Origin of the sequence: Streptomyces sp. Ag82_O1-12 (assembly GCF_900182715.1) — a bacterium.
Lineage (GTDB): Bacteria > Actinomycetota > Actinomycetes > Streptomycetales > Streptomycetaceae > Streptomyces > Streptomyces massasporeus.
Map to the genome: position 1 here is coordinate 58,067 of NZ_FXUW01000001.1, position 19,093 is coordinate 77,159.

A 19,093-nucleotide genomic window follows, 5' to 3' on the forward strand; every position below is an offset into this window, starting at 1 on the left:
GAACTTACGGTTTGTGGGTCACCCAGAGCAGTTCCGCCGGCCAGCGGTGTGCCCAGTCGGGTGGGTCGGTCTCGTTGTAGCCGTTGGGTGTGCCGCGTTCGGGCCGCGGCTCGATGAGGTCGTCGATGATGAGACCCGCGCCGCGCAGGACCTTGACCCAGTCGCCGTAGGTGAGCTGATAGCTGGTCGCGCCGCCGTCTTCGGCGATGGTGTTCAGCCCGAAGTAGTCCTGCTGCAACGTCGTGGTCACGCGGCCGGCGGCTTCGTCGTAGCAAGCTTCGAACCATGGGCTGGCGACGTTGAACACCAGGCGCCCGCCTCGGCACAAGACGCGTGCGGCCTGCGGGACGGCCAGGTGCGGAGGCGCCCAGCTGAGCCCACCGAAGTCGCAGAACACCAGGTCGAAACTGTCGGCGGCGAAGGGGAGTTGTTCGGCGGCGCCTTGCACCAGCGGGTAGCGGGCCCTTCCCATCGCGTCGGCCGCTGCGGCGAGTTGGGCTTCGGACAGGTCGAGCCCGACCACGCTGGCGCCCTCGGCGGCGAGCGCCCTGGACCACTGGCCGGCGCCGCAGCCGAGTTCCAGGACGCGCTTGCCGGTGACGTCACCCAAGGCGTGCAGGTGCGCGTCGGGGATGGAGTACATGCCCCACAGCCGGGGTGCGGCGCCGATGTGCGGGTCGTGCTCGTGCTGGTAGGCGCTGCTGATCCGGTTCCAGAACCGCCGGTTGGCGGGGATGCTGTCCACTTGCAGACTCCAGCACTGGCTGCCGCGGCGGTCAACCCGATTAGGGCTGCCCTCCGCCACTGCCGCGATCACGGCGCCTCCGGGAGAGGAGCTGATCTCTGATCATCTCGCCGCCGTAGCCCGCTTGACCGAGTCACCACGCACCCCGCCATGATGGACGGCCTGGTCACGATTCGTCCTCCCGCACCACCCGGCGGGGCGTGGGTACCAGCACGCGACACAGCGCCTCGCCCACGCGCAGCCGCCGGCCCTGCCGGCTGTCCTCCGCAAAGGCCGGTAGCTCGCTCGTGTCCACCAGCAGGCTCGGCCACTGACGCGACCTTGCCGACAGTGATCTTCTCTCCGGTGCCGTCCACGGACGCCGACGCTCGCACGGCATCCGGCACGCTTCCCCCGCACTCCGGCACCGCACGCTCCAGCCTGCTGTGGTCCGGGGCGCTCGCGGATCGGCACACCTGACGTCCCAGCAGCTTGGACAGCCGGGCATCCAGGTCGGGATCCCCAGCCGTGAAGGCAGTTCCGTCCGGCTGTTCGACCTCGACGGTGTCGTCCTCGGCCTCCCGGCTTCGACAGCCCGGTAAAGGCCCTGCGGTGTTTCCGGCTCAGCCGTTCAGGATGCCGCCGACCTCGGAGACGGGGACCGTGTCCGCGGACCGGGGCACCGTCACGCGGACCGGCTCACCTATGTCCGAAAGAGCCATGGTCAGCGTCGACCGGGCACCAGACATGTTCACGCTCATACGGGTCTGCACCAGCCGTCCCCGGCCGTCGACCCACGCGTCGGCGAAGACCGGGAGGTCGCTACCCAGGGTGTTGCGAGCCTGGTTCATCATCTTACGGAGTCACGCACAACAGTACGAAGCAGAACCAGGCGTCGGATGCCCGGTCCCTACCGCAGGCGCTGCGCTTGGCGGCGGAGCACGGCGGGATGGTCCCCCCTCCAGCCCGGAAGCCGCCTCGCTGTGTGCGCATCGGAGGCACTACAGCGAAGCCCAGTCCCGGACCAGCCATGTCAACGGTCGCCGCTGCGGTGTCAGTCTGCTGACGTATCCTTCCCGTCACCGCACACCGACTTCGAGGACCAAGAGAATTGACCGGCCTGTCTGCTTTCCCCTTGCCCTTTCATAGTTCCCGTTCGATAGCGTTCGCGACACCCCGCACGCTTCGGGAACTCCAGATGATGCAGTGCAGCGCACACATCCGGGCGAAGCCGGGGTGGGTCGAGAAGATGAACGATCCGGACATCGTCGCGAGGTGGACACGAGAAGCGGTCGCCCAGGGTCTCACCGAGGCGCAAGTTCGCTACGTACTTGCCGAACTCGTGCACTATGCCGCGCTGCGGGACGCGCAGACCGGCGTAGAGGTGTCCGCCGTCGACGGGGTATGGCAGTCGGACACTCTGGTCGACGACGAGCTCAGATCGCGACTGCGCAAGGCGGTTCAGGTTCTGGAGCAGGTCCCCGAGGCGGAACTGGACTGGCATCCCGGATCCGACCGCCAGGTGCTGGATTTGGTTCATCCCTCATTGTTCTGTCTGGTGAGAGAGGTGAGCGACGCACCCGAGCGAGCGTGGCAGAACCCGACGAACCACTACTCGAAGTACGAATTCTCGGAGAGGTTTCAGTGGCTGCCCACTGACGTCGACGTCAATGACGACGGCGATGTCGCCTTCCGCTCGTACGTCAACAACGTCCACCCCGACACTCATCGCGAACTGGCTTCCGTCCTGCCGGACTTGTTCGCGCGTATGCGCCCGCTGCTGGAGAACGTGCTCACCGATCTGCGTCATCCGCGGCCCCTGCGGATCGAGGCCGATCCCTACGGCTGGTACGACTCGGAGCCGGAGTATCCGGAGAAGTCATCCTACGGTGATGACGGGGCCTACGCAGAAGCCCTCCGTGCTTGGGAAATCGCGCAGGACGACTGGTGGGAAAACCGCCGGCCGATCATTCCGGACGCCCCGGCCTTCACTTCGCCCGAGGTGCCGGATGAATCCGCCCGAGTCGATCTGCGCGGCCGGCGTCTCCAGGTCATCGTCAAGCTCGCGACCATTCACCTCACGCCCGACAAACCCGAGTACACCGGTGGTTCCTGGCATGTCGAGGGCATGTTGAACGAGCGGATCGTCTCCACCGGCATCTACTACTGGGATAGCGAAAACATCACCGAAAGCCGGTTGAGCTTCCGAGCGGCACTCGACGACCCGCACTACGAACAGAACGACGACAACGGCCTTCGTGACGTCTACGGCCTGGAGGACGAAGACGCACTGAACCAGATGCTGGGATCGGCATCTACACCGGCGGGCCGCTGCCTGGCATTTCCGAACATTTTGCAGCACCGTGTCGACCCGTTCCGCCTCGTCGACCCCACCCGCCCGGGGCACCGCAAGATTCTCGCGTTCTTCCTGGTCGACCCTTCGGAAAGGGTCGTCTCGACCTCTGATGTGCCACCGCAACAACCATGGTCCGGCACCTCGACCATGACGCTTGAGCAGGCCAAGAACTTCCGCGAACAGCTCATGCAGGAACGCAAGTTCTTCGTCGCTGAACACAACGAGCAGCTCTACGAACGAGAGTTCTCACTCTGCGAGCACTGAGTGCGTATCCACCGGCTGATGATCCACACAGAGGAGCCCCGGCCGGGTCTCGGTGAGCGGCCGGGACGCACGGTGGATGCGGCGTCGCAGCGTGCAGCCGCCGCGGCGGGCCATCTGTTCCGTCGCGGTCAGCCGGGATGTCGCACGGACTCGTCGCGCGGCGCGCAGGCCATCCAGTCCACGATCTGTACCGCCGCCCCCGCGGCCTCCATGCCCCGGCAGTGGGTGTGGTGCCTGCGGGCGATGCCGTCCAGGTCGAGGTGGGAGCCGAACGCGGGGTGCGCCGCCAGCCGCCGTGCGTACGCCCACACGTGGGGGTGACCTGTGATGTGGTGCACCGCGGCGGCGTCGAGGTGGTGGCGGTGCACGGTGTCCAGTTGCACCAGCGACACCCACAAGTGGACGTCTGCGAGGGTGAGTTCGTCTCCCAGCGCGCACTCCTGGGAGGCGAGCCGCCCCTCCAGCAGGTCGAGCGTGCGCAGCAAGGTGGCCAGCGCGGCATCGCGCGCCGCCGAGTCCCCACCGGATTGCCCGGCACGCTGGGCGGTCCAGGTGATGCCCTGCTCGCAGAGCCGCCCGACGGTGTCGATGGCCTTCTCGGTAGCGCGGGGGTAGAGATCACGGCCCTGTCCGTCGAACCGCCGGGCCAGGTCCCGCAGGATGTCGGGAGTGTGGGTGCTGACGATCGTTCCCGTCCAGTTGTCGCTCAGGACCGGTGCCACGGCCGGTCCTGAATGCTGGTGCGAACTTGCTTCGTACAGCGGGCCCAGGGCCACGTGCCCGCCGTCCGGAGCGTCGGGCACAGCGGGCAGCAAGACCACTTGGAGGACGCGGTCGAGGCCGAGCAGACTGTGCGTGACGGCGATCTGCAAGGAGTCCGGACAGGACAGTGAGAGGTGGAGCCGGTAGCGCTGCGGCGCGGCGTAGAATCCGCCGCGCGTGTCACAGCCGATCCTGCTCCGGAAGGACGGGACAGCAGTCGGGGATGAGGCGGACATGCGTCTCCCTGGGTGCTCGGTCACAGACGTACGGGCATACGGGGACGGCGGCTCGTGGCGGCTTCGGCACGGCCGTAATCCGGTACTGGTGTGAGGATCAGGCGCGGGTGGACATGCATTCACCGCGCGGGGAGCTCGCCGCACTGCATACGCGCAGAAGGTCGATGTGGCGGCGGGACGTCAGCAGGGGCAGCATCCGGACGACGATGCGGACAGCCCGACGGCCGAGGTCCAGCACAGTGCAGCCCATCTTTCCCTACCGATTCACTAGGACTTCCTGTACTCGAGTGTCGTGTCGCGAACAGGCCTCGTCAAGAGTGGGGGTTACGCCCTCGCCGGAGCGTCTCATCACGTGAGAAGACCCGCAGGTGGAAAGGCAACCAGTGACGGGCCTATCCGAAGCGCTCTGCCTGCTGAGTGACCGGTGATGCCGGGCTCACGGGGCCCCAGGCGAAGGGTGGATCCGGGATCTCTCGACGCAGCACTGGGGCAACCTCGCACTGGAACAGCTCGAGGGAGGCACGGTGTTGAGCGTGCGTCAGCCCTGCGGCATCAGCGTGCAGGTGAAGCACGGTGTGCCCGAGCTGCTCGTGATAGCGGTGTACCTTTTCGATGACCTGTTGCGGGCTGCCGATCAGTGCGGAGCTGCGTGTGACGAAGTCCTCCAAGGTCTCGAAGACCACGGGGAGGCCCGCCTGCCTGGAGAACGCCAGGTTGGCCTCGAAGATGGGCCGATAGGCGGCCAGGGCCTGCTGGGAGGTCGGGGCCACGTGGATGCCGGCCGTGCCGGCGCCGACCGCGATCCGTGCCGGGTCACGGCCGTAGGACTCCCAGCGCTCGCGGTAGTACTGGATCAACTCGGCGTACGGCTGGATGGGGTTGGTGACGTTCGCCGAGAACAGCGGGTCGCCGTAGCGAGCGGCCAGGTCGACCGACTCCTTGCTGGTGGCGCTGCCGTGCCAGACCCGGATCGGCCGTTGATACGGCCGTGGCCACACCTCGGCGTCGGTCAGCGGGGGACGGAAGCGGGTGTCGGCGGTGACCTTGTCCTGGCGCCAGATGCGCCGGAAGACCTCGTAGCTCTCGGCGTTGCGGTCCCACTGGTCCTCGGACGTGACGTGGAACAACTCGCGCTGGGCGGTGCCGTTGCCCTTGCCGATGATCAGGTCGAGGCGCCCGTTGGACAGGTGGTCCAGGGTCGCGTAGTCCTCGTATGCGCGGACCGGGTCCAGCAGGCCGAGCGTCGTGACGGCCGTGAACAAGCGGATCCGCTTCGTCAGGGCGGCCACATGACTGAGCACGACGGTGGGGGACGAGGAGATGAACGGCCGCTCGTGCCGCTCCCCCACACCGAAGCCGTCGAACCCCAGTTCCTCGGCCAGCAGCGCGCTGTCGAGGACCTCACGGAAGCGCTCATGGGTCGGCTTTCGCACCCCGGTGATCGGGTCCGGGCGGTGCACGATGAGTGTGATGGCGAGGAACTTCACGACGCCACCCCCCGCTCACTCTGCGCGTCGTCCGGGTGGGCGAGGCCCAGATGGTGGCGGAGCGTCGGTCCCTCGTACTCGGTGCGGAAGACGCCCCGTTCCTGGAGCAGCGGGACGACCTTGTCCGCGAACTCGTCGAGACCGCCCGGGGTGATGTGCGGGACGAGGATGAAGCCGTCACTGGCGTCGCCCTGCACCAGCTCGTCGATGGTGCGGGCGATCGTGTCCGCCGAACCGATGAAGTTCTGCCGGTTGCCGGTCTCGATGACCAGGTCGCGGATCGACCAGTTGTGGGCCGCGGCGAGCTCGCGCCACTCGCGGGCGGTGGCCAGCGGGTCGCGGTACATGCGGACCTGGGCACGGCCCTTGGAGATGTGATCCTCGCCGATGTCGGGGTCGATGTCGGGGAGCGGCCCGTCCGGGTCGTACGACGACAGATCCCGGTTCCAGACGAATTCCAGGTGCTTGATGGCGGTGGCGCCGCTGACCTGCTGCCGGCGCACCTCCTTGGCCAGTTCCTCGGCCTCTTCGTCGGTGTCGGCGAGGACGAAACTCGCGGCGGGCAGGATCAGCAGCTGGTCGTGGTGGCGACCGTACTTGGCGAGGCGGTTCTTGACGTCCGTGTAGAAGGCCCGGCCCGCCTCCAGAGTGGCGTGCCGGCTGAAGATCGCGTCGGCTTCGGAGGCGGCGAACTCGCGGCCCTCCTCGGAGTCGCCGGCCTGGAAGATGACGGGGCGGCCCTGCGGTGAGCGTGGGACGTTGAACCGGCCGTGGATGTCGAAGTGCTGCCCGGTGTGGACGAAGGCTCCCGCCTCGGCGTCGCGCAGGAACGTGCCGGTGTCCTGGTCGGCGAGGATCTCGTCGCCGAGCCAGGAGTCGAAGAGCTCGTTCGCCGTGGCGAGGAACTCCTTGGCGCGGGAGTAGCGCTCCTCCTGCGGCAGGAAGCCTCCGCGTCGGAAGTTCTCGCCGGTGAAGGCGTCCCAGGAGGTGACAACGTTCCACGCGGAGCGGCCACCGGAGAGGTGGTCGAGGCTGGCGAACTGGCGGGCGACCTCGTAGGGCTCGTTGAAGGTGGAGTTGATGGTTCCGGTCAGGCCGAGGTGCTCTGTGACGGCTGCGAGCGCGGCGAGGATGGTGAAGGTGTCGGGGCGGCCGACGACGTCCAGGTCGTAGATCTTCCCGCCCTGTTCACGGAGCCTGAGCCCTTCGGCGAGGAACAGGAAGTCGAACTTGGCGCGTTCGGCGGTCTGGGCGAAGTGGGCGAAGGAGCTGAACTCGATGTGGCTGCCGGCTCGTGGGTCGCTCCACACCGTGGTGTTGTTGACGCCGGGGAAGTGGGCGGCCAGATGGATCTGCTTCAGCGGCTTGCTCATGGTGATCGTCTCTCCGTCCGGCTCAGGCCGCGCGGTAGCGGTTGGCGGGGCGGGCAAGGCCCAGCAGTCCGCGCAGGGTGTCTGCCTCGTAGGTGCGGCGGAAGGCGTCGCGGCGCTGGAGTTCGGGCACCAGGCCTTGCGTGATCATCGGAAGGTCATGGCCGGCGACGGCCGGTCGCAGCCGAAAGCCGGTCAGGCCCGCGGTCTGCAACTCGCCCAAGTGGTCGGCGAGTTGGGAGGGCGTACCGGTGAAGATCGGGGCGTCGCTCGTGAACGTCTGTTCCGCGAGCGCGTCGAGGCGCTCGCGGCGGGCTGCGGCCTTCGCGGGGGCGTCGTCCAGGAAGACCACGAGGTCGCCGAAGATGTGCAGCGGTTCGTCGACACGGCCGGTGGCCGCCTGCTCGGCGCGGATCTCCGCGACGATGGCACGGGCCTGGTCGGTGTCGTGCGGGGTGACGTAGCCGACGTCGGCGGCGCGGGCCACGAGCCGGTAGGGAATGGTGTCGTGAGCCAGGGCGGTGACGATCGGCTGGCCCTGAGGCGGCCGGGGGGTGATGGACGGGCCCTTGACACTGAAGTGGCCGCCCTCGAAGTCGATGTAGTGCAGCTTCTCACGGTCGATGAAGCGGCCGGTGGCGGCATCCCTGATCTCGGCGTCGTCCTCCCAGCTGTCCCAGAGACGGCGCACCACCTCGACGTAGTCGGCCGCCTCGTCGAAGAGGTCGGTCATCACCTCGCGGGCGGTGGGGCTGTCGTAGGCCTGGATGCGCGGGATGGTGCGGCGGCCGAAGTGCGCGGCCTCGTTGGGACGGGCGGTGATCTGCACGCGCAGGCCGGCGCGGCCGGTGCTGATGTAGTCGAGGGTGGATATCGCCTTGGAGATGTGGAACGGCTCCGTGTGGGTGGAGACCACGGTCGGCACCAGGCCTATGTGCCGGGTCGACGGTGCCACGCGGGAGGCGATGAGCACGGCGTCGAGCCTGCCGCGCACCTGGTCGGTGCGGCCGTCCGGGTCCAGCCAGTGGGAGGACTGCGGGCCGAGCCCGTCCTCGATGGTCACGAAGTCGAGCAGTCCGCGCTCTGCCTCGGCTACCAGGTCCGCCCAGTATCCGGCGGTGAACAGGTGCCGGGGCCGGGCCACCGGCTCGCGCCAGGAGGCGGGATGCCAGCCGGTGCCGTCCAGTGCCACGGCGAGGTGCAGGGTTGGAGGAGGAGTTGAGGACACGAGTCAGCGCCTTCCTGGAAGTCCGCAACGAGAACGCCGGATCCCCGTACACAAGGGTGCCGGCGGTGAAGGAACGGGTCAGGGGCAACAGAGCGCGGCGGCGACACGCTGGAGATCGATGTGGGGCCGGGAGTGGAGATGGACGGTGTGGAAGACGTGCGTCACGTCCGCAGCCTCCATCCGTCGGGGCGCGCGGCTCAGCGTCCCGCGCGTCTGGCCGTGCGTCACAGTGCCCTCACCTCGCGCGGTCTTCCCGGGCTGCGGACCAGGACGTCGTCGGGTCCGAGTCCTACCGCTTCCGGGGCGGGCTCTGCCCGCAGGGCGGTCTCCACGAGCTGGACTCCCGGACCGCCGCCCACGACGTCCCCTCCGCAGGGCACGTCGTCGACCCGCTTGAGCCGTACGGCGGCTCCGGGATCGACGGGCTCACGCAGATCGGCCCAGGCGGCCGGGTCGGTCGGGTCGGCGAGGGCGGCGAGGGCGGCGAGGGCGGCGAAGTCATAGACGTCGGCGGGGTAGCGGGCGGCGCTGCCCAGTCGTTCGGCGAAGCGGGCGTGCGGTCCGTTCAGTGCTGCCCAGACAGCGTTGCCCAGAGGCTGGGTGCTCCGGTCGGCCGGGGCTTCGCCACCACGAACCTCGATCGAATGCGTCACAGGGGGTGGAGTCCTTTGGGGTCGGCGGGCTGCCGCACGGCCACGGCCTGCGGTGCGGCACCTCAAGAGGTCGCCCCACCATGTCTAGCAGGCAGTTGACGCAGAGATCATTGCAGGTGCATGAATTTCAGGTCCGGCCCTCACGAGCTTGCATGTACGTCGAAACGCTCACCGCGATCCGCGACGGCAACCAATAGTTCGGCTACCACCTCGCCCAGCGCAGGCAGGGCCGCGGCAACCTGTGGGATGGGAGGTGGTCACCGAACTGATTCGACGGAGCACCCGGTGGTACGGACGCCCGAACACGTCGCACGCAATCGATGGCCGCCGGGCGGCGTGGCCCTGTGGGACAACCGCAGCACGGCCCACTACGCCAACCCTGACTACGGCGACCAGCATCGCGTCATGCACCGGATCACGCTGCGTGGTGACACTCCGGTCGGCCCCGCCTGCACGGGCCGCTGACTCACGCGTCACGCGGGTCGCCTGCATGCCGAAGGCGACCGCCCTTCATGCTCGGGCGGTCGCTGGGCCGACAGCGGCGGGACGACATCAGCGAGGGTGAGGGAGCCCCCTAGGCGATCACATGCGTCATCGGGGGGCTCCCGTGCCGGCGAACGGGACCTGGGCCGATGCCACGGCCTGTGGGAAGGGATGCTGCCACAGGCCCTGCGCCTCGAGCCTCGGCAGGACGCCCTCGCCGAACCAGTAGGCCTCCTCCAGGTGCGGGTAGCCGGAGAGGACGAACTCCTCGATGCCCAGCGCCGCGTACTCCTTGATGCGTTCGGCGACCTCGTCGTGACTGCCGACCAGGGCGGTGCCCGCGCCGCCGCGCACCAGGCCGATGCCTGCCCACAGGTTGGGGTGGATCTCCAGGGCGTCCCGGTTGCCGCCGCCGTGCAGGGCGAGCATGCGCTGCTGCCCCGCGGACTCGCTGCGGGCGAGTCCGGCCTGCACGGACGCCACCGTGTCCGGGTCGAATCCGTCGAGCAGCCGGTTCGCCTCCGCCCACGCCTGCTCGGCGGTGTCCCGGGTGATGACGTGCAGCCGGATGCCGAACCGGATGCTGCGCCCCTGCTCGGCCGCCAGCTTCCGGATCCAGGTGATCTTCTCGGCGACCTGCGCCGGCGGTTCGCCCCAGGTGAGGTACACGTCCACGTGACGGGCGGCGACCTCTCCGGCGATCGGCGAGGAGCCCCCGAAGTAGACCTCGGGGACCGGGTCGGGCACCCGGGCCAGCGTCGCGTCCGCCACCTGGAGGTGCTCGCCGTGCAGGTCGACGGTCTTGCCCTCCCACAGCGCCCGCACGATCTGCAGGAACTCGCCGGTGCGGCGGTACCGGGCGTCCTTGTCGAGGAAGTCACCGTAGGCGCGCTGTTCGTGGCTTTCGCCGCCGGTGACGACGTTGAGCAGCAGTCGCCCGCCGGTCTGCCGCTGGAAGGTGGAGGCCATCTGCGCGGCGAGCGTGGGCGAGACGAAGCCAGGCCGGAAGGCCACCAGGAATTTCAGACGTTCGGTGTGCTGGGCGACCATCGCCGTCGTCAGCCACGCGTCCTCGCACCACGCGCCGGTGGGCGTGAGCGCCCCGACGAAACCGAGGTCCTCGGCAGCGCGGGCGATCTGGCTGAGGTAGGCGACCGTCGGCGGCCGGTCCCGGCCGGACGCGGTGGCCGGGGTGCCGTGACCGCCACCGACGACATGGCGGCTGTCGCCGTTGGTGGGCAGGAACCAGTGGAACGTGAGGGACACGAGGGTCTCCGATCGTGAGGTGGGCGTGGTCAGAGCAGTCCGTGCCGGGGCGGTCTGGTGCCGTTGAGGACGTAGCGGCCGATGTGCTGGACCTTCCAGCGGACCGGGTCGTGCAGGGTGTGGGTGCGGGCGTCACGCCAGTGGCGGTGCAGCCCCAGGGAGTCGAGCGCCGAGCGGGTGCCCGCGACCTCGAAGAGGGCGCTGCCGACCTCGACGGCCGTCTCCGCCGCGGTCACCTTCGCGGTGGCCACCGCGATCGACGCCTCGGCGGCCGAGTCGTCGTTCAGGTCGTCCCGGGCGGCGTCGACCGCCCGGGCGGCCTCGCGCAGCAGAGCCTCGGCCGCGCGCACCCGGATCGCGAGCTCGCCGAACCGCTGGATCAGCAGCGGATCCTCCGCGGCCGTCTCCAACCCGCTCTCGAACCAGGGCCGGCTCTTCGTGCGGACGAACTCCACCGCCTCCGCCAGCGCGCCGGAGGCGATGCCCGCATCGATGGCGGCGTGCAGCAACTGGGCTATTGCTCCGTGGAGTTGGGGCCCCTGAAAGGTGAGGTGGTGGGGTACGACCCGGTCGGCGGGGACAGGCACCCCCTCCAGGCGGACGGTTCCGCTGGCCGTGGTGCGCTGCCCCATACCGTCCCAGTCGTCGACGACCGTCAGGCCGGGGGCATCGTGCGGTACGTACGCCACGTGCAGGGTGTCGTCGTCGGCGCGGGCCAGGACGGGTATCCAGTGGGCGAACAGCGCGCCCGTGGAGTAGTGCTTGACGCCGTCGAGTACGTACGAACCGTCCGGGCGGCGCGCGAGCCTGGTGCGGATGTCCTGCACATGCTTGGTGCCCGCCTCTGACTGGGCGTTGCCGAACCGCCGGCCACGCAGCACCTCACCGAAGAAGAACCTCTGCTGGGCGTGCGTCCCCTGGCGGCGCAGCACGTTGACGTAGACGAAGTGGCTCTGCGGGATCTGAGCGAGGCTGGCGTCGGCGGCGGCCAGCAGCCGGAAGATCTCGGCGAGCGTCCCGGCCCCGACGTCGGCGCCGCCGAACTCGGCCGGCACGCTCACGGCCGGCAGACCCGAGACGGACAGCCGTTCCAGCTCCGCGTGCGGCAGCCGGCGCCGGGCGTCCCGTTCGGCGGCCTCCTTGCGGAACTCCGCGGCCAGTTCGGCGGCGACGGCGAGAGCCTCGGCGTCATCGGCGATGACATGGACCGCGCTCATCCGGTCGCCGCCAACAGTGCCGTACGGCCCCCCAACGCGGCGGAGAACTGGTCCGTGACCTGGGCCAGCGCCTCGGCCGAGCCGGGTGCGACGGTCAGGGAGCCGTCGTCGCAGGCGGTGATGTCCTTGTCGAGGGTGAACCAGCCCGGGACGATGTGCGCGGCACCCATGGAGCTCAGCACGGGCCGCAGGGCGTAGTCGATGGCCAGGACGTGGGCGGTGGAACCGCCGGTGGCCAGCGGCAGGACCGTCTTGCCGGCCAGCGCGTACTGCGGGAGGAGATCCAGAAGGGACTTCAGCAGCCCCGAGTAGGCGGCCTTGTAGACGGGGGTGCCCACCACCACCCCGTCCGCCTGTTCGACCAGGGCGGTGGCCCGGACGATCTCGGGATGCCGGAAGTCCGCCCCGAGGAGCGCCTCGGCGGGGATGGTGCGGACGTCCAGCGGGATCACTTCGTGTCCCTGCGCGGTGAGCCGGGCGTCGAGGTGGCGCAGCAGTCGCTGGGTGCGGGAGGTGGCGGAGGGGCTGCCGGACAACGACAGGATGGTGGCCATGCGAGGACTTTCCCTTCGTGGACTGTTCGCGGGTGGGCGGCGTTCAGGCGTGGGCGGTGAGGGGCTCGGACTGCGGCTCCTGTGCCTCCAGCTCGCGTATGAGAGGGAGCACGCGCTTGCCGAAGTACTCGACTTCCTCGTGGTAGTGCAGGAAGCCGAGGAGGAAGAGGTCGACGCCGAGTCGCTTGTAGGCGACGATCCGTTCGGCGATCTGCTCGGGCGTGCCGATGAGCCCCGTACGGAAGCCGTCGTTGTACTGGACCAGGTCCTCGAAGCTGGAGTCCTGCCACATGCCCTTGCCGTCGGCGGTGGACGGCCCGGCCTGCCGGACGGCGTCGCGGAAGCCGTGGACGGCCTCGGTGTTGGCCTTGGCGACGATCTCGCGGAGCGTGTCGCGGGCCTCGGCCTCGGTGTCGCGGGCGATGAGGAAGCCGTTGAGACCGAACTTCGGTGGCGTACGGCCCGCTTGGGCGGCCGAGGCCCGTACGTCGTTGATCTGCTCGGTGACGCCGTCGAAGTCCTTGCCGTTGCTGAAGTACCAGTCGGAGACACGGCCGGCCATGGCGCGGGCGGCGGTGGAGTTGCCGCCCTGGAAAATCTCCGGATGCGGTCGTTCGGGTGTGCTGAGCGGCTTGGGCTTGAGGGAGAAGTCGCGCACCCGGTAGAAGTCACCGGCGAGTTCGGCGTGGTCCTCGGTCCAGATGGTGCGCAGAGCCGTGATGAACTCCTCGGCACGCCGGTAGCGTTCGTCGTGCTCCAGCCACGGCTCGCCGAGGGCGGTGAACTCGCCCTTGAACCAGCCACTGACGACGTTGACGGCGAAGCGGCCGCCTGACAGGTGGTCGGCGGTGGCGCCGAGTTTGGCGAGGACGCCCGGGTGCCACAGGCCGGGGTGGACGGCGGCGATGACCTTCAGCCGCTGGGTAGCGAGCAGCAGGGCGAGGCTGAAGCTGGTCGACTCGTGCTGGAACTCGGCACCGTAGCTGGCCATGTAGCGGACCTGGCTGAGGGCGTAGTCGAAGCCGTTGTTCTCGGCGAGGACGGCCAGTTCGCGGTTGTAGTCGTAGCCCCAGTCGGTGCGCTGCTCGATGGTGCTGGTGACCAGGCCGCCGCTGACGTTCGGCACCCAATAGGCGAAGCGGACGGGGTCGGATACGGGCGGTACGGACATGGAGGGACTCCTGGGGAGAGCAGAAATCGCGCGCGAAGAACGCAGGCGTCGGCACAGGAAGGTGCTCGCCGGAGGGAATTCAGGCGCGCCGGAGCAGCAGTGCCGGAAATGCCGTCAGCGGGACGGAAAGGGTCCGGGACCGCAATTCATGATCGGAGGAGGCGCAGAAGGCGAGTGGGAGGGTTTCCCTCGGATGCGCTGCGCTCAGACGCGGCAGCGACAGCAGGAGCTGCAGACACGCGCGAGGTCGACGTGGCGTCGTCGCGTGAGGTCCTGTCGCTTCATGTCAACAATCCAACCAAGCGTGAGTCCGACCGGTCAAGCAGAGCCGGAGGAGAATCCACATGGTGAGAGTCGGTATTCACGAGGTTGTGACAGGGATTCCCTTGAACCCGGCCCGCGGTCGGCACAGTCTCCTGTCGTGCGCATAGAACAACTGGAATACATCGCCGCCGTCACCCGGTTCGGTTCGCTGCGGCGCGCCGCGGAGGAACTGCACCTGTCACAGCCCGCGTTGAGCGAGACCGTGCGCAATCTGGAGCGGGAGCTCGGCGTGGACCTGCTGGAGCGCAAACGGTCCGGGGCCAAGGTCAGCGACGAGGGCAGGGAGCTGCTCCCGCACATCATGACGGTGCTGGACGCGGTGGACCGGCTGCGTGGCGCGGCCGGTGACCAGCACCGCATCAGCCGCATGGTGCGGCTCGGCACGGTCAACACCGCCACCGTCCCGCTGCTCATCCCGACCGTGCGGGAGTTCCGGTCCGCGCACCCGGCCACCCAGGTCGAGGTGGTCGGCGCGCAGCAGGCCGACATCCAGCGCGGACTGCTGGAGGGCGCCTTCGACCTGGGACTGGTGAACTATCTGCGGGGCGACGACGTGCCGCCCGGCTTCGACACGACCGAGCTGCTACGCGGGAGGCCCGTGGTGTGCGTGCGTCCCGACAGCCCGCTGGCGGCCCTGGACGCGGTGGATGTGGACAGCCTCCTGGCCGAGCCCCTCATCGTGATGCGGTCCGGCTATGTCATGCACCGCTTCGTCCACCGGCTCCTGCGCGGCAGGGCACCCTCCTTCTCGTACTCCACCGACGGCGCCGAGATGGGCAAGCTGATGGTCGCCGAAGGGCTGGGGGCCACGGTGCTACCCGACTTCAGTGTCATCGGCGACCCCTTGGAGCGGCGCGGCACCATCACGGTGCGGCCACTCGCGGAGGACGAAACCGACGTGCTGCTGGTGCTGCAACGCCGCCACGCCGTCTCCGTCCCCCGGGCCGTGCGTGATCTGCACGCGTTGTTCGTACGCAATGCCGGACGGCACCGAACGGAGTAGGACGAACACGATCTGCTCGCGGACCGGATCGGCCACTCCAGCGTCGTCTTCGTCCTGGCGCTCCTGCTCACCCTCGGCGTGAAGACCCTGGCCGGGCCGGTCCGCGACGACGGTTCCTGCGGCGGGCCCGTCCCTGAACGGCAGCGCCCTGGCCGCGGCCCTCGCCTGGACGGACGTGCCTCACGAGCAGGAGTGGCAGGCTACTTCGAGAAGGTCGCGCGCTTCCCGGACGAAAGGTGACCGATGAGCTGATCGTGGGCGGAGGCGGCCCGGCAGGCGCCGTCGCGGCCCTCGTACTGGCCGGCACCGCGACCGGACCCGGTTCGACGCGCTTTTGCGCGGGGCCGCCGAAGCGGCGGGTGCCGGGCCGAGGTCGTAGCGCATCCCACACGCACGGGCGACCGGCGCGTACTGATCCGCGCAGGCGGACGGCTCGGAGAGGAGCGCGGCGACTGGCTCGTGGACGCCACCAGCCGCCGCGCCGTGGTCGGCCGCCGGCAAGGCCGCCGCCACAAACAGGACCGGCTCGTCGCCGTGTGCACCCTGTTCCGACGTCGACTCTTGACGAAACCTTGCGCCTGCTCACCCTCTCCGCCGCTGAGGGAACTTCGCCCCTGCGGGGTTGGCCGCCGGTCGTGCCCTGCTGGATGGCCTTCCCTACTGTCATGACGCGGTCCGGCCTTCGGTCGGCCCCACGTGCTGCGGCGCACGATCGAGGGCGCTGCCCACTTCCCCCGGGTCGAAAACCCCCGAGCGGTTCGCGCGGCGTTCGCAGAGCTGACCGCTTCACCGAGCCGTGGCAGGTGACCGAGCGCCGCGCGGGCGCTTCCGGGCCCGCCAGCAGGCGACCCCTCACCGCCGCCGGCCCTGCGGAGTACGGGACGTGGGGCTGCTGTCCGCCATGGGGCAGCAGCCCCGGCCGCCGGGCTGGGCGGCGCGTTGCCGCTTCAGGCGTTCGTGACGAACCGCTCCCACGCGCGGTGCTTGGACATCGGCTCCTGCAACTGCTCCAGAACGGAGGTGCCGTTCTGGCCGACCACGACGCCCGGCGCGTCGGCGGGGATCCCGGCCGCTTGAAGAGCCGCGTCGCCGCCCGACCAGGCGCCGATCGCCTTGCCGTGGCGGAATGCCTCCGACAGCAGCAGGCTCACCCTCGGGTCGACCGCCCCGGGCGCACCGGTGGGCTGTGCCTTGGCGTCGCGGGAGCCGTAGGCGTCACTGCCGGCGGCGGGTGCCCCGGCCACGAGCAGAGCGTCGAACTCGATGGACCGGGCGGTCGCGAACGTGCGCTGTACGGTGACCGCGTCCTCGCCGCTGCCGAGCTTGCCGCCCGTGGGGGCGATGATCAGGGGCACCATGTCCGCGCCGAGCACCGCCTCGCGCACCGCACGCACGCCATCCAGGTCCCCGTCCGGGCCGGTGACGATGCCGATGAGGCGGCCGTCCGTGGGCCAGGACCGCCCGACCTGGGACAACGCCGGGCTCGGTTCGACCTCGGCCAGCGGCACGGTCGGCTCAGGGGCCGGCAGTCCCAGGCCCTCGGCGACGCGCGCGCACAGCTCCGCGTCGACGTTGGCCAGCACCTGCAGGGCCCGCTCCTTGATGGCCTGTTCGTAGCACTTGCCCAGCTCGAAGGTGTAGGCGGCGATGATGTGTTCCCGCTCCACCGCGCTCATGCTCAGCCAGAACCTGCGCGGCTGGCTGAAGTGGTCGGAGAAGGACTCGGGAGCCTCCCGGACCTTCGTCGCCTCCGGCACCCGTACCGGCGTTTCGATGTACGCCCCGGTGTCCGCGCCGGCCAGGAACGGGCAGCCGCCGTCGAGCGAGTTGGGGCGGTACGGTGCGACACCCCGGTGCACGGCGTCCTGGTGGAAGCCGTCCCGCAGCATGTCGTTGACCGGCGAGTGCGGCCGGTTGATGGGGATCTGGGAGAAGTTCGGGCCGGCCAGCCGGGTGATCTGGGTGTCCAGGTAGGAGAACAGCCGTCCGGCGAGCAGCGGATCGTCGGTGATGTCGATGCCGGGCACGAGGTGACCGACGTGGAAGGCGACCTGCTCGGTCTCCGCGAAGTAGTTCGACGGGTTCCGGTTCAGTGTCAGCAGCCCGATCGGCTGGACGGGGGCGAGCTCCTCGGGGACGAGGTTGGTCGCGTCGAGCAGGTCGATGCCCTCGAAGGTCTGGTCGGGGGTGTCGGGGAAGGTCTGGATGCCCAGCTCCCACTCCGGGTACGCGCCCGCCTCGATGGCGTCGGCGAGGTCGCGGCGGTGGAAGTCGGGGTCGACACCTCCTGCGATCTGTGCCTCCTCCCACACCAGGGAGTGCACACCGAGCTTCGGCTTCCAGTGGAACTTCACCAGCGTGGTGGAGCCGTCGGCGGCCACCAGGCGGAAGGTGTGGACGCCGAAGCCCTCCATCGTCCGGTACGAGCGCGGGATACCCCGGTCGGACATGTTCCACAAGGTGTGGTGGGTGGCCTCGGTGTGCAGCGTGACGAAATCCCAGAAGGTGTCGTGCGCGCTCTGGGCCTGCGGGATCTCCCGGTCCGGGTGCGGTTTGCCGGCGTGGATGACGTCCGGGAACTTGATGGCGTCCTGGATGAAGAAGACCGGGATGTTGTTGCCGACCAGGTCGAAGACGCCCTCTTCGGTGTAGAACTTGGTCGCGAACCCGCGGGTGTCCCGCACCGTGTCGGCGGAGCCCCGGGAGCCCAGCACCGTGGAGAAGCGCACGAACACCGGGGTTTCCGCGCCCGCCGCCAGGAACGCCGCCTTCGACACGGTGGCCGCGGTGCCGTAGCTCTTGAAGACGCCGTGGGCCGCGGCGCCGCGGGCGTGTACGACCCGCTCCGGGATGCGCTCGTGGTCGAAGTGCATGATCTTCTCGCGCAGGTGGTGGTCCTGCAGCAGTACCGGCCCGCGTGGGCCTGCCTTGAGCGAGTGATCGGTGTCGTACAGGCGCGTGCCCTGAGCATCGGTGAGGTAGGCGCCGGACTGGGCCATGCGTGCCTGGGCCGCGCCGGTGGCCTGCCCGGTGGGTGACATCGTGTCCGGGCCGCTCTGGTCGGGCTTCGGAGGCAGGGGCTCGCGCGGTTCCGTGGGCTCCGCGACGCCGGGGGATTCCGGGGCCGGCTTGCCCGGGATTCCTTCCTCCGGTCCCGTACCGGCGCTCTGAATGGCTTCGGTGACCTTGTCCGCCGCCCGCTTGATGGGATTGGGCTGGCTCATCGTTATCGTTCCTCCGCGTCTGACCGGCCACGGCCGGCGCGGCCATGTGCATGGGGGTGCCGTGAGATCCGGCGCCGGGTACCCGGTTGTGCCGTACTAATCACCGGTCGGGCTGGATGGGCACGGTCATCGCAACGGTTCCACGCGGCCGCGCCCTTCGCACCCGGCGGGTGTCAGGGGGGTGAGGGCGCCGTGCTGTGGGTGGGCCGGTGGTTCCTGCCGCTGCAGCGCAAGGCGGGCACGCCGCATCAGTCACCCGTCTGGAGCGCCTCGCGCATGGTGCGCAGCCGGCGGTGCTGGAGGTTGCCGTAGAGGGCGAGCCAGATCAGGAAGACTCCGGCGAGCACGGTCATGCCGAGGGTCTGCCTCAGGCCAGCGGTGAGGGCCATGAGGACCACGAGGGTCGCCCACATGACGGCGAGGACGATCTGGGCCGCGACACGGTGGCGGGTGCGGTGCAGACGTTGATCGACCAGGTCGCGCATGGCGTGGCGTGCCTGCGGATCGGTGGGCACCTCGCCCCGGCGCAGCATCCTGTCCAGCGACACGAGGTCGTCCGCCGAGCCACCTGCGGCGCGTTTCTCCTTCCTGCGTACGACCAGCAGAACGACGACACCGCCCAGGGATGCGACGGCCACGCGGGGCACGACCGAGACGGGCGAGCGCTCCGGGAACAACAGCCAGACCACGGCGCCGGCGACAAGAACGGACAGGAGGACCTGGAGCCACAGGTGCTTGCCGAGATAGGAGTTGACGCGTTCCATGAGCGGG

16 protein-coding genes and 1 pseudogene are annotated in these 19,093 nt (G+C 69.5%); 3 read left to right on the forward strand and 14 right to left on the reverse strand.

What is annotated here, in order from left to right:
* Nucleotides 1-4: 4 nt before the first annotated feature.
* Complete coding sequence (locus tag QOL88_RS00335; RefSeq protein WP_097214522.1) at nt 5-745, reverse strand: class I SAM-dependent methyltransferase; 741 nt, start codon at nt 743-745, stop codon at nt 5-7.
* 602 nt (nt 746-1,347) lie between these two features.
* Nucleotides 1,348-1,578, reverse strand: a complete 231-nt coding sequence (locus tag QOL88_RS00340; RefSeq protein ID WP_097214523.1) for a hypothetical protein — start codon at nt 1,576-1,578, stop codon at nt 1,348-1,350.
* 257 nt (nt 1,579-1,835) lie between these two features.
* On the opposite strand from QOL88_RS00340, the gene QOL88_RS00345 reads away from it, so the two are divergent.
* A complete protein-coding gene (locus tag QOL88_RS00345) occupies nt 1,836-3,344 on the forward strand; it encodes a DUF4246 domain-containing protein (protein ID WP_097214524.1) in 1,509 nt (502 codons plus the stop codon).
* Nucleotides 3,345-3,472: 128 nt separating this feature from the next.
* On the opposite strand, the gene QOL88_RS00350 is transcribed toward QOL88_RS00345, so the two are convergent.
* The 6 genes and pseudogenes from QOL88_RS00350 to QOL88_RS00370 all read right to left on the reverse strand — a co-directional run.
* Nucleotides 3,473-4,342, reverse strand: coding sequence for a glutathione S-transferase C-terminal domain-containing protein (locus tag QOL88_RS00350; RefSeq protein ID WP_097214525.1), 870 nt, complete (start codon nt 4,340-4,342; stop codon nt 3,473-3,475).
* 392 nt (nt 4,343-4,734) lie between these two features.
* Nucleotides 4,735-5,829, reverse strand: a complete 1,095-nt coding sequence (locus tag QOL88_RS00355; RefSeq protein ID WP_097214526.1) for an LLM class flavin-dependent oxidoreductase — start codon at nt 5,827-5,829, stop codon at nt 4,735-4,737.
* Entirely contained in the window at nt 5,826-7,202 is a 1,377-nt protein-coding gene (locus QOL88_RS00360) for an NtaA/DmoA family FMN-dependent monooxygenase (protein ID WP_097214527.1), read from the reverse strand. Before QOL88_RS00360 ends, QOL88_RS00355 begins: the two co-directional genes overlap by 4 nt.
* A 22-nt stretch (nt 7,203-7,224) precedes the next feature.
* Nucleotides 7,225-8,427: an LLM class flavin-dependent oxidoreductase gene (locus QOL88_RS00365; protein WP_097214528.1), complete on the reverse strand. Its 1,203-nt coding sequence runs from the start codon at nt 8,425-8,427 to the stop codon at nt 7,225-7,227.
* A gap of 78 nt (nt 8,428-8,505) precedes the next feature.
* Nucleotides 8,506-8,607, reverse strand: coding sequence for a putative leader peptide (locus QOL88_RS38550; protein WP_349362279.1), 102 nt, complete (start codon nt 8,605-8,607; stop codon nt 8,506-8,508).
* Between the two features lie 89 nt (nt 8,608-8,696).
* Nucleotides 8,697-9,080: pseudogene (locus QOL88_RS00370) on the reverse strand (GNAT family N-acetyltransferase); the annotation flags it as partial.
* 285 nt (nt 9,081-9,365) lie between these two features.
* Here QOL88_RS00370 and QOL88_RS00375 point away from each other — a divergent pair.
* Nucleotides 9,366-9,545, forward strand: a complete 180-nt coding sequence (locus QOL88_RS00375) for a TauD/TfdA family dioxygenase (protein WP_257027328.1) — start codon at nt 9,366-9,368, stop codon at nt 9,543-9,545.
* A 126-nt stretch (nt 9,546-9,671) separates the two neighbouring features.
* On the opposite strand, the gene QOL88_RS00380 is transcribed toward QOL88_RS00375, so the two are convergent.
* Genes QOL88_RS00380 through sfnG form a run of 4 tightly spaced genes read right to left on the reverse strand, consistent with a single transcriptional unit; the run spans nt 9,672 to nt 13,771 of the window.
* Nucleotides 9,672-10,829 (reverse strand): LLM class flavin-dependent oxidoreductase, encoded by a 1,158-nt coding sequence (locus QOL88_RS00380; RefSeq protein ID WP_097214529.1) that lies wholly within the window; start codon nt 10,827-10,829, stop codon nt 9,672-9,674.
* Between the two features lie 29 nt (nt 10,830-10,858).
* Entirely contained in the window at nt 10,859-12,046 is a 1,188-nt protein-coding gene (locus QOL88_RS00385; protein ID WP_097214530.1) for an SfnB family sulfur acquisition oxidoreductase, read from the reverse strand.
* Nucleotides 12,043-12,600 carry an NADPH-dependent FMN reductase gene (ssuE, locus tag QOL88_RS00390; protein WP_097214531.1) on the reverse strand — a complete coding sequence of 186 codons (558 nt, stop codon included), beginning with the start codon at nt 12,598-12,600 and terminating at the stop codon, nt 12,043-12,045. Before ssuE ends, QOL88_RS00385 begins: the two co-directional genes overlap by 4 nt.
* Before the next feature lie 43 nt (nt 12,601-12,643).
* On the reverse strand, nt 12,644-13,771 hold the full coding sequence (sfnG, locus tag QOL88_RS00395; RefSeq protein WP_097214532.1) for a dimethylsulfone monooxygenase SfnG: 1,128 nt from the start codon (nt 13,769-13,771) through the stop codon (nt 12,644-12,646).
* A 421-nt stretch (nt 13,772-14,192) separates the two neighbouring features.
* On the opposite strand from sfnG, the gene QOL88_RS00400 reads away from it, so the two are divergent.
* Nucleotides 14,193-15,098, forward strand: coding sequence for a LysR family transcriptional regulator (locus QOL88_RS00400; protein ID WP_097214533.1), 906 nt, complete (start codon nt 14,193-14,195; stop codon nt 15,096-15,098).
* A gap of 947 nt (nt 15,099-16,045) precedes the next feature.
* On the opposite strand, the gene QOL88_RS00405 is transcribed toward QOL88_RS00400, so the two are convergent.
* Both QOL88_RS00405 and QOL88_RS00410 read right to left on the reverse strand, forming a co-directional pair.
* Nucleotides 16,046-18,322, reverse strand: a complete 2,277-nt coding sequence (locus tag QOL88_RS00405) for a catalase (protein ID WP_097214534.1) — start codon at nt 18,320-18,322, stop codon at nt 16,046-16,048.
* 248 nt (nt 18,323-18,570) lie between these two features.
* Nucleotides 18,571-19,086 (reverse strand): hypothetical protein, encoded by a 516-nt coding sequence (locus tag QOL88_RS00410; protein WP_097214535.1) that lies wholly within the window; start codon nt 19,084-19,086, stop codon nt 18,571-18,573.
* Between the last annotated feature and the right edge of the window lie 7 nt (nt 19,087-19,093).

Bases quoted from the DNA above. Each gene is read 5' to 3' on its own strand.
- QOL88_RS00340 (WP_097214523.1), bottom strand. From the start codon at position 1,578: ATGATGAACCAGGCTCGCAACACCCTGGGTAGCGACCTCCCGGTCTTC.
- QOL88_RS00350 (WP_097214525.1), bottom strand. From the start codon at position 4,342: ATGTCCGCCTCATCCCCGACTGCTGTCCCGTCCTTCCGGAGCAGGATC.
- QOL88_RS00360 (WP_097214527.1), bottom strand. From the start codon at position 7,202: ATGAGCAAGCCGCTGAAGCAGATCCATCTGGCCGCCCACTTCCCCGGC.
- QOL88_RS38550 (WP_349362279.1), bottom strand. From the start codon at position 8,607: ATGGAGGCTGCGGACGTGACGCACGTCTTCCACACCGTCCATCTCCAC.
- QOL88_RS00385 (WP_097214530.1), bottom strand. From the start codon at position 12,046: ATGAGCGCGGTCCATGTCATCGCCGATGACGCCGAGGCTCTCGCCGTC.
- ssuE (WP_097214531.1), bottom strand. From the start codon at position 12,600: ATGGCCACCATCCTGTCGTTGTCCGGCAGCCCCTCCGCCACCTCCCGC.
- sfnG (WP_097214532.1), bottom strand. From the start codon at position 13,771: ATGTCCGTACCGCCCGTATCCGACCCCGTCCGCTTCGCCTATTGGGTG.
- QOL88_RS00405 (WP_097214534.1), bottom strand. From the start codon at position 18,322: ATGAGCCAGCCCAATCCCATCAAGCGGGCGGCGGACAAGGTCACCGAA.
- QOL88_RS00410 (WP_097214535.1), bottom strand. From the start codon at position 19,086: ATGGAACGCGTCAACTCCTATCTCGGCAAGCACCTGTGGCTCCAGGTC.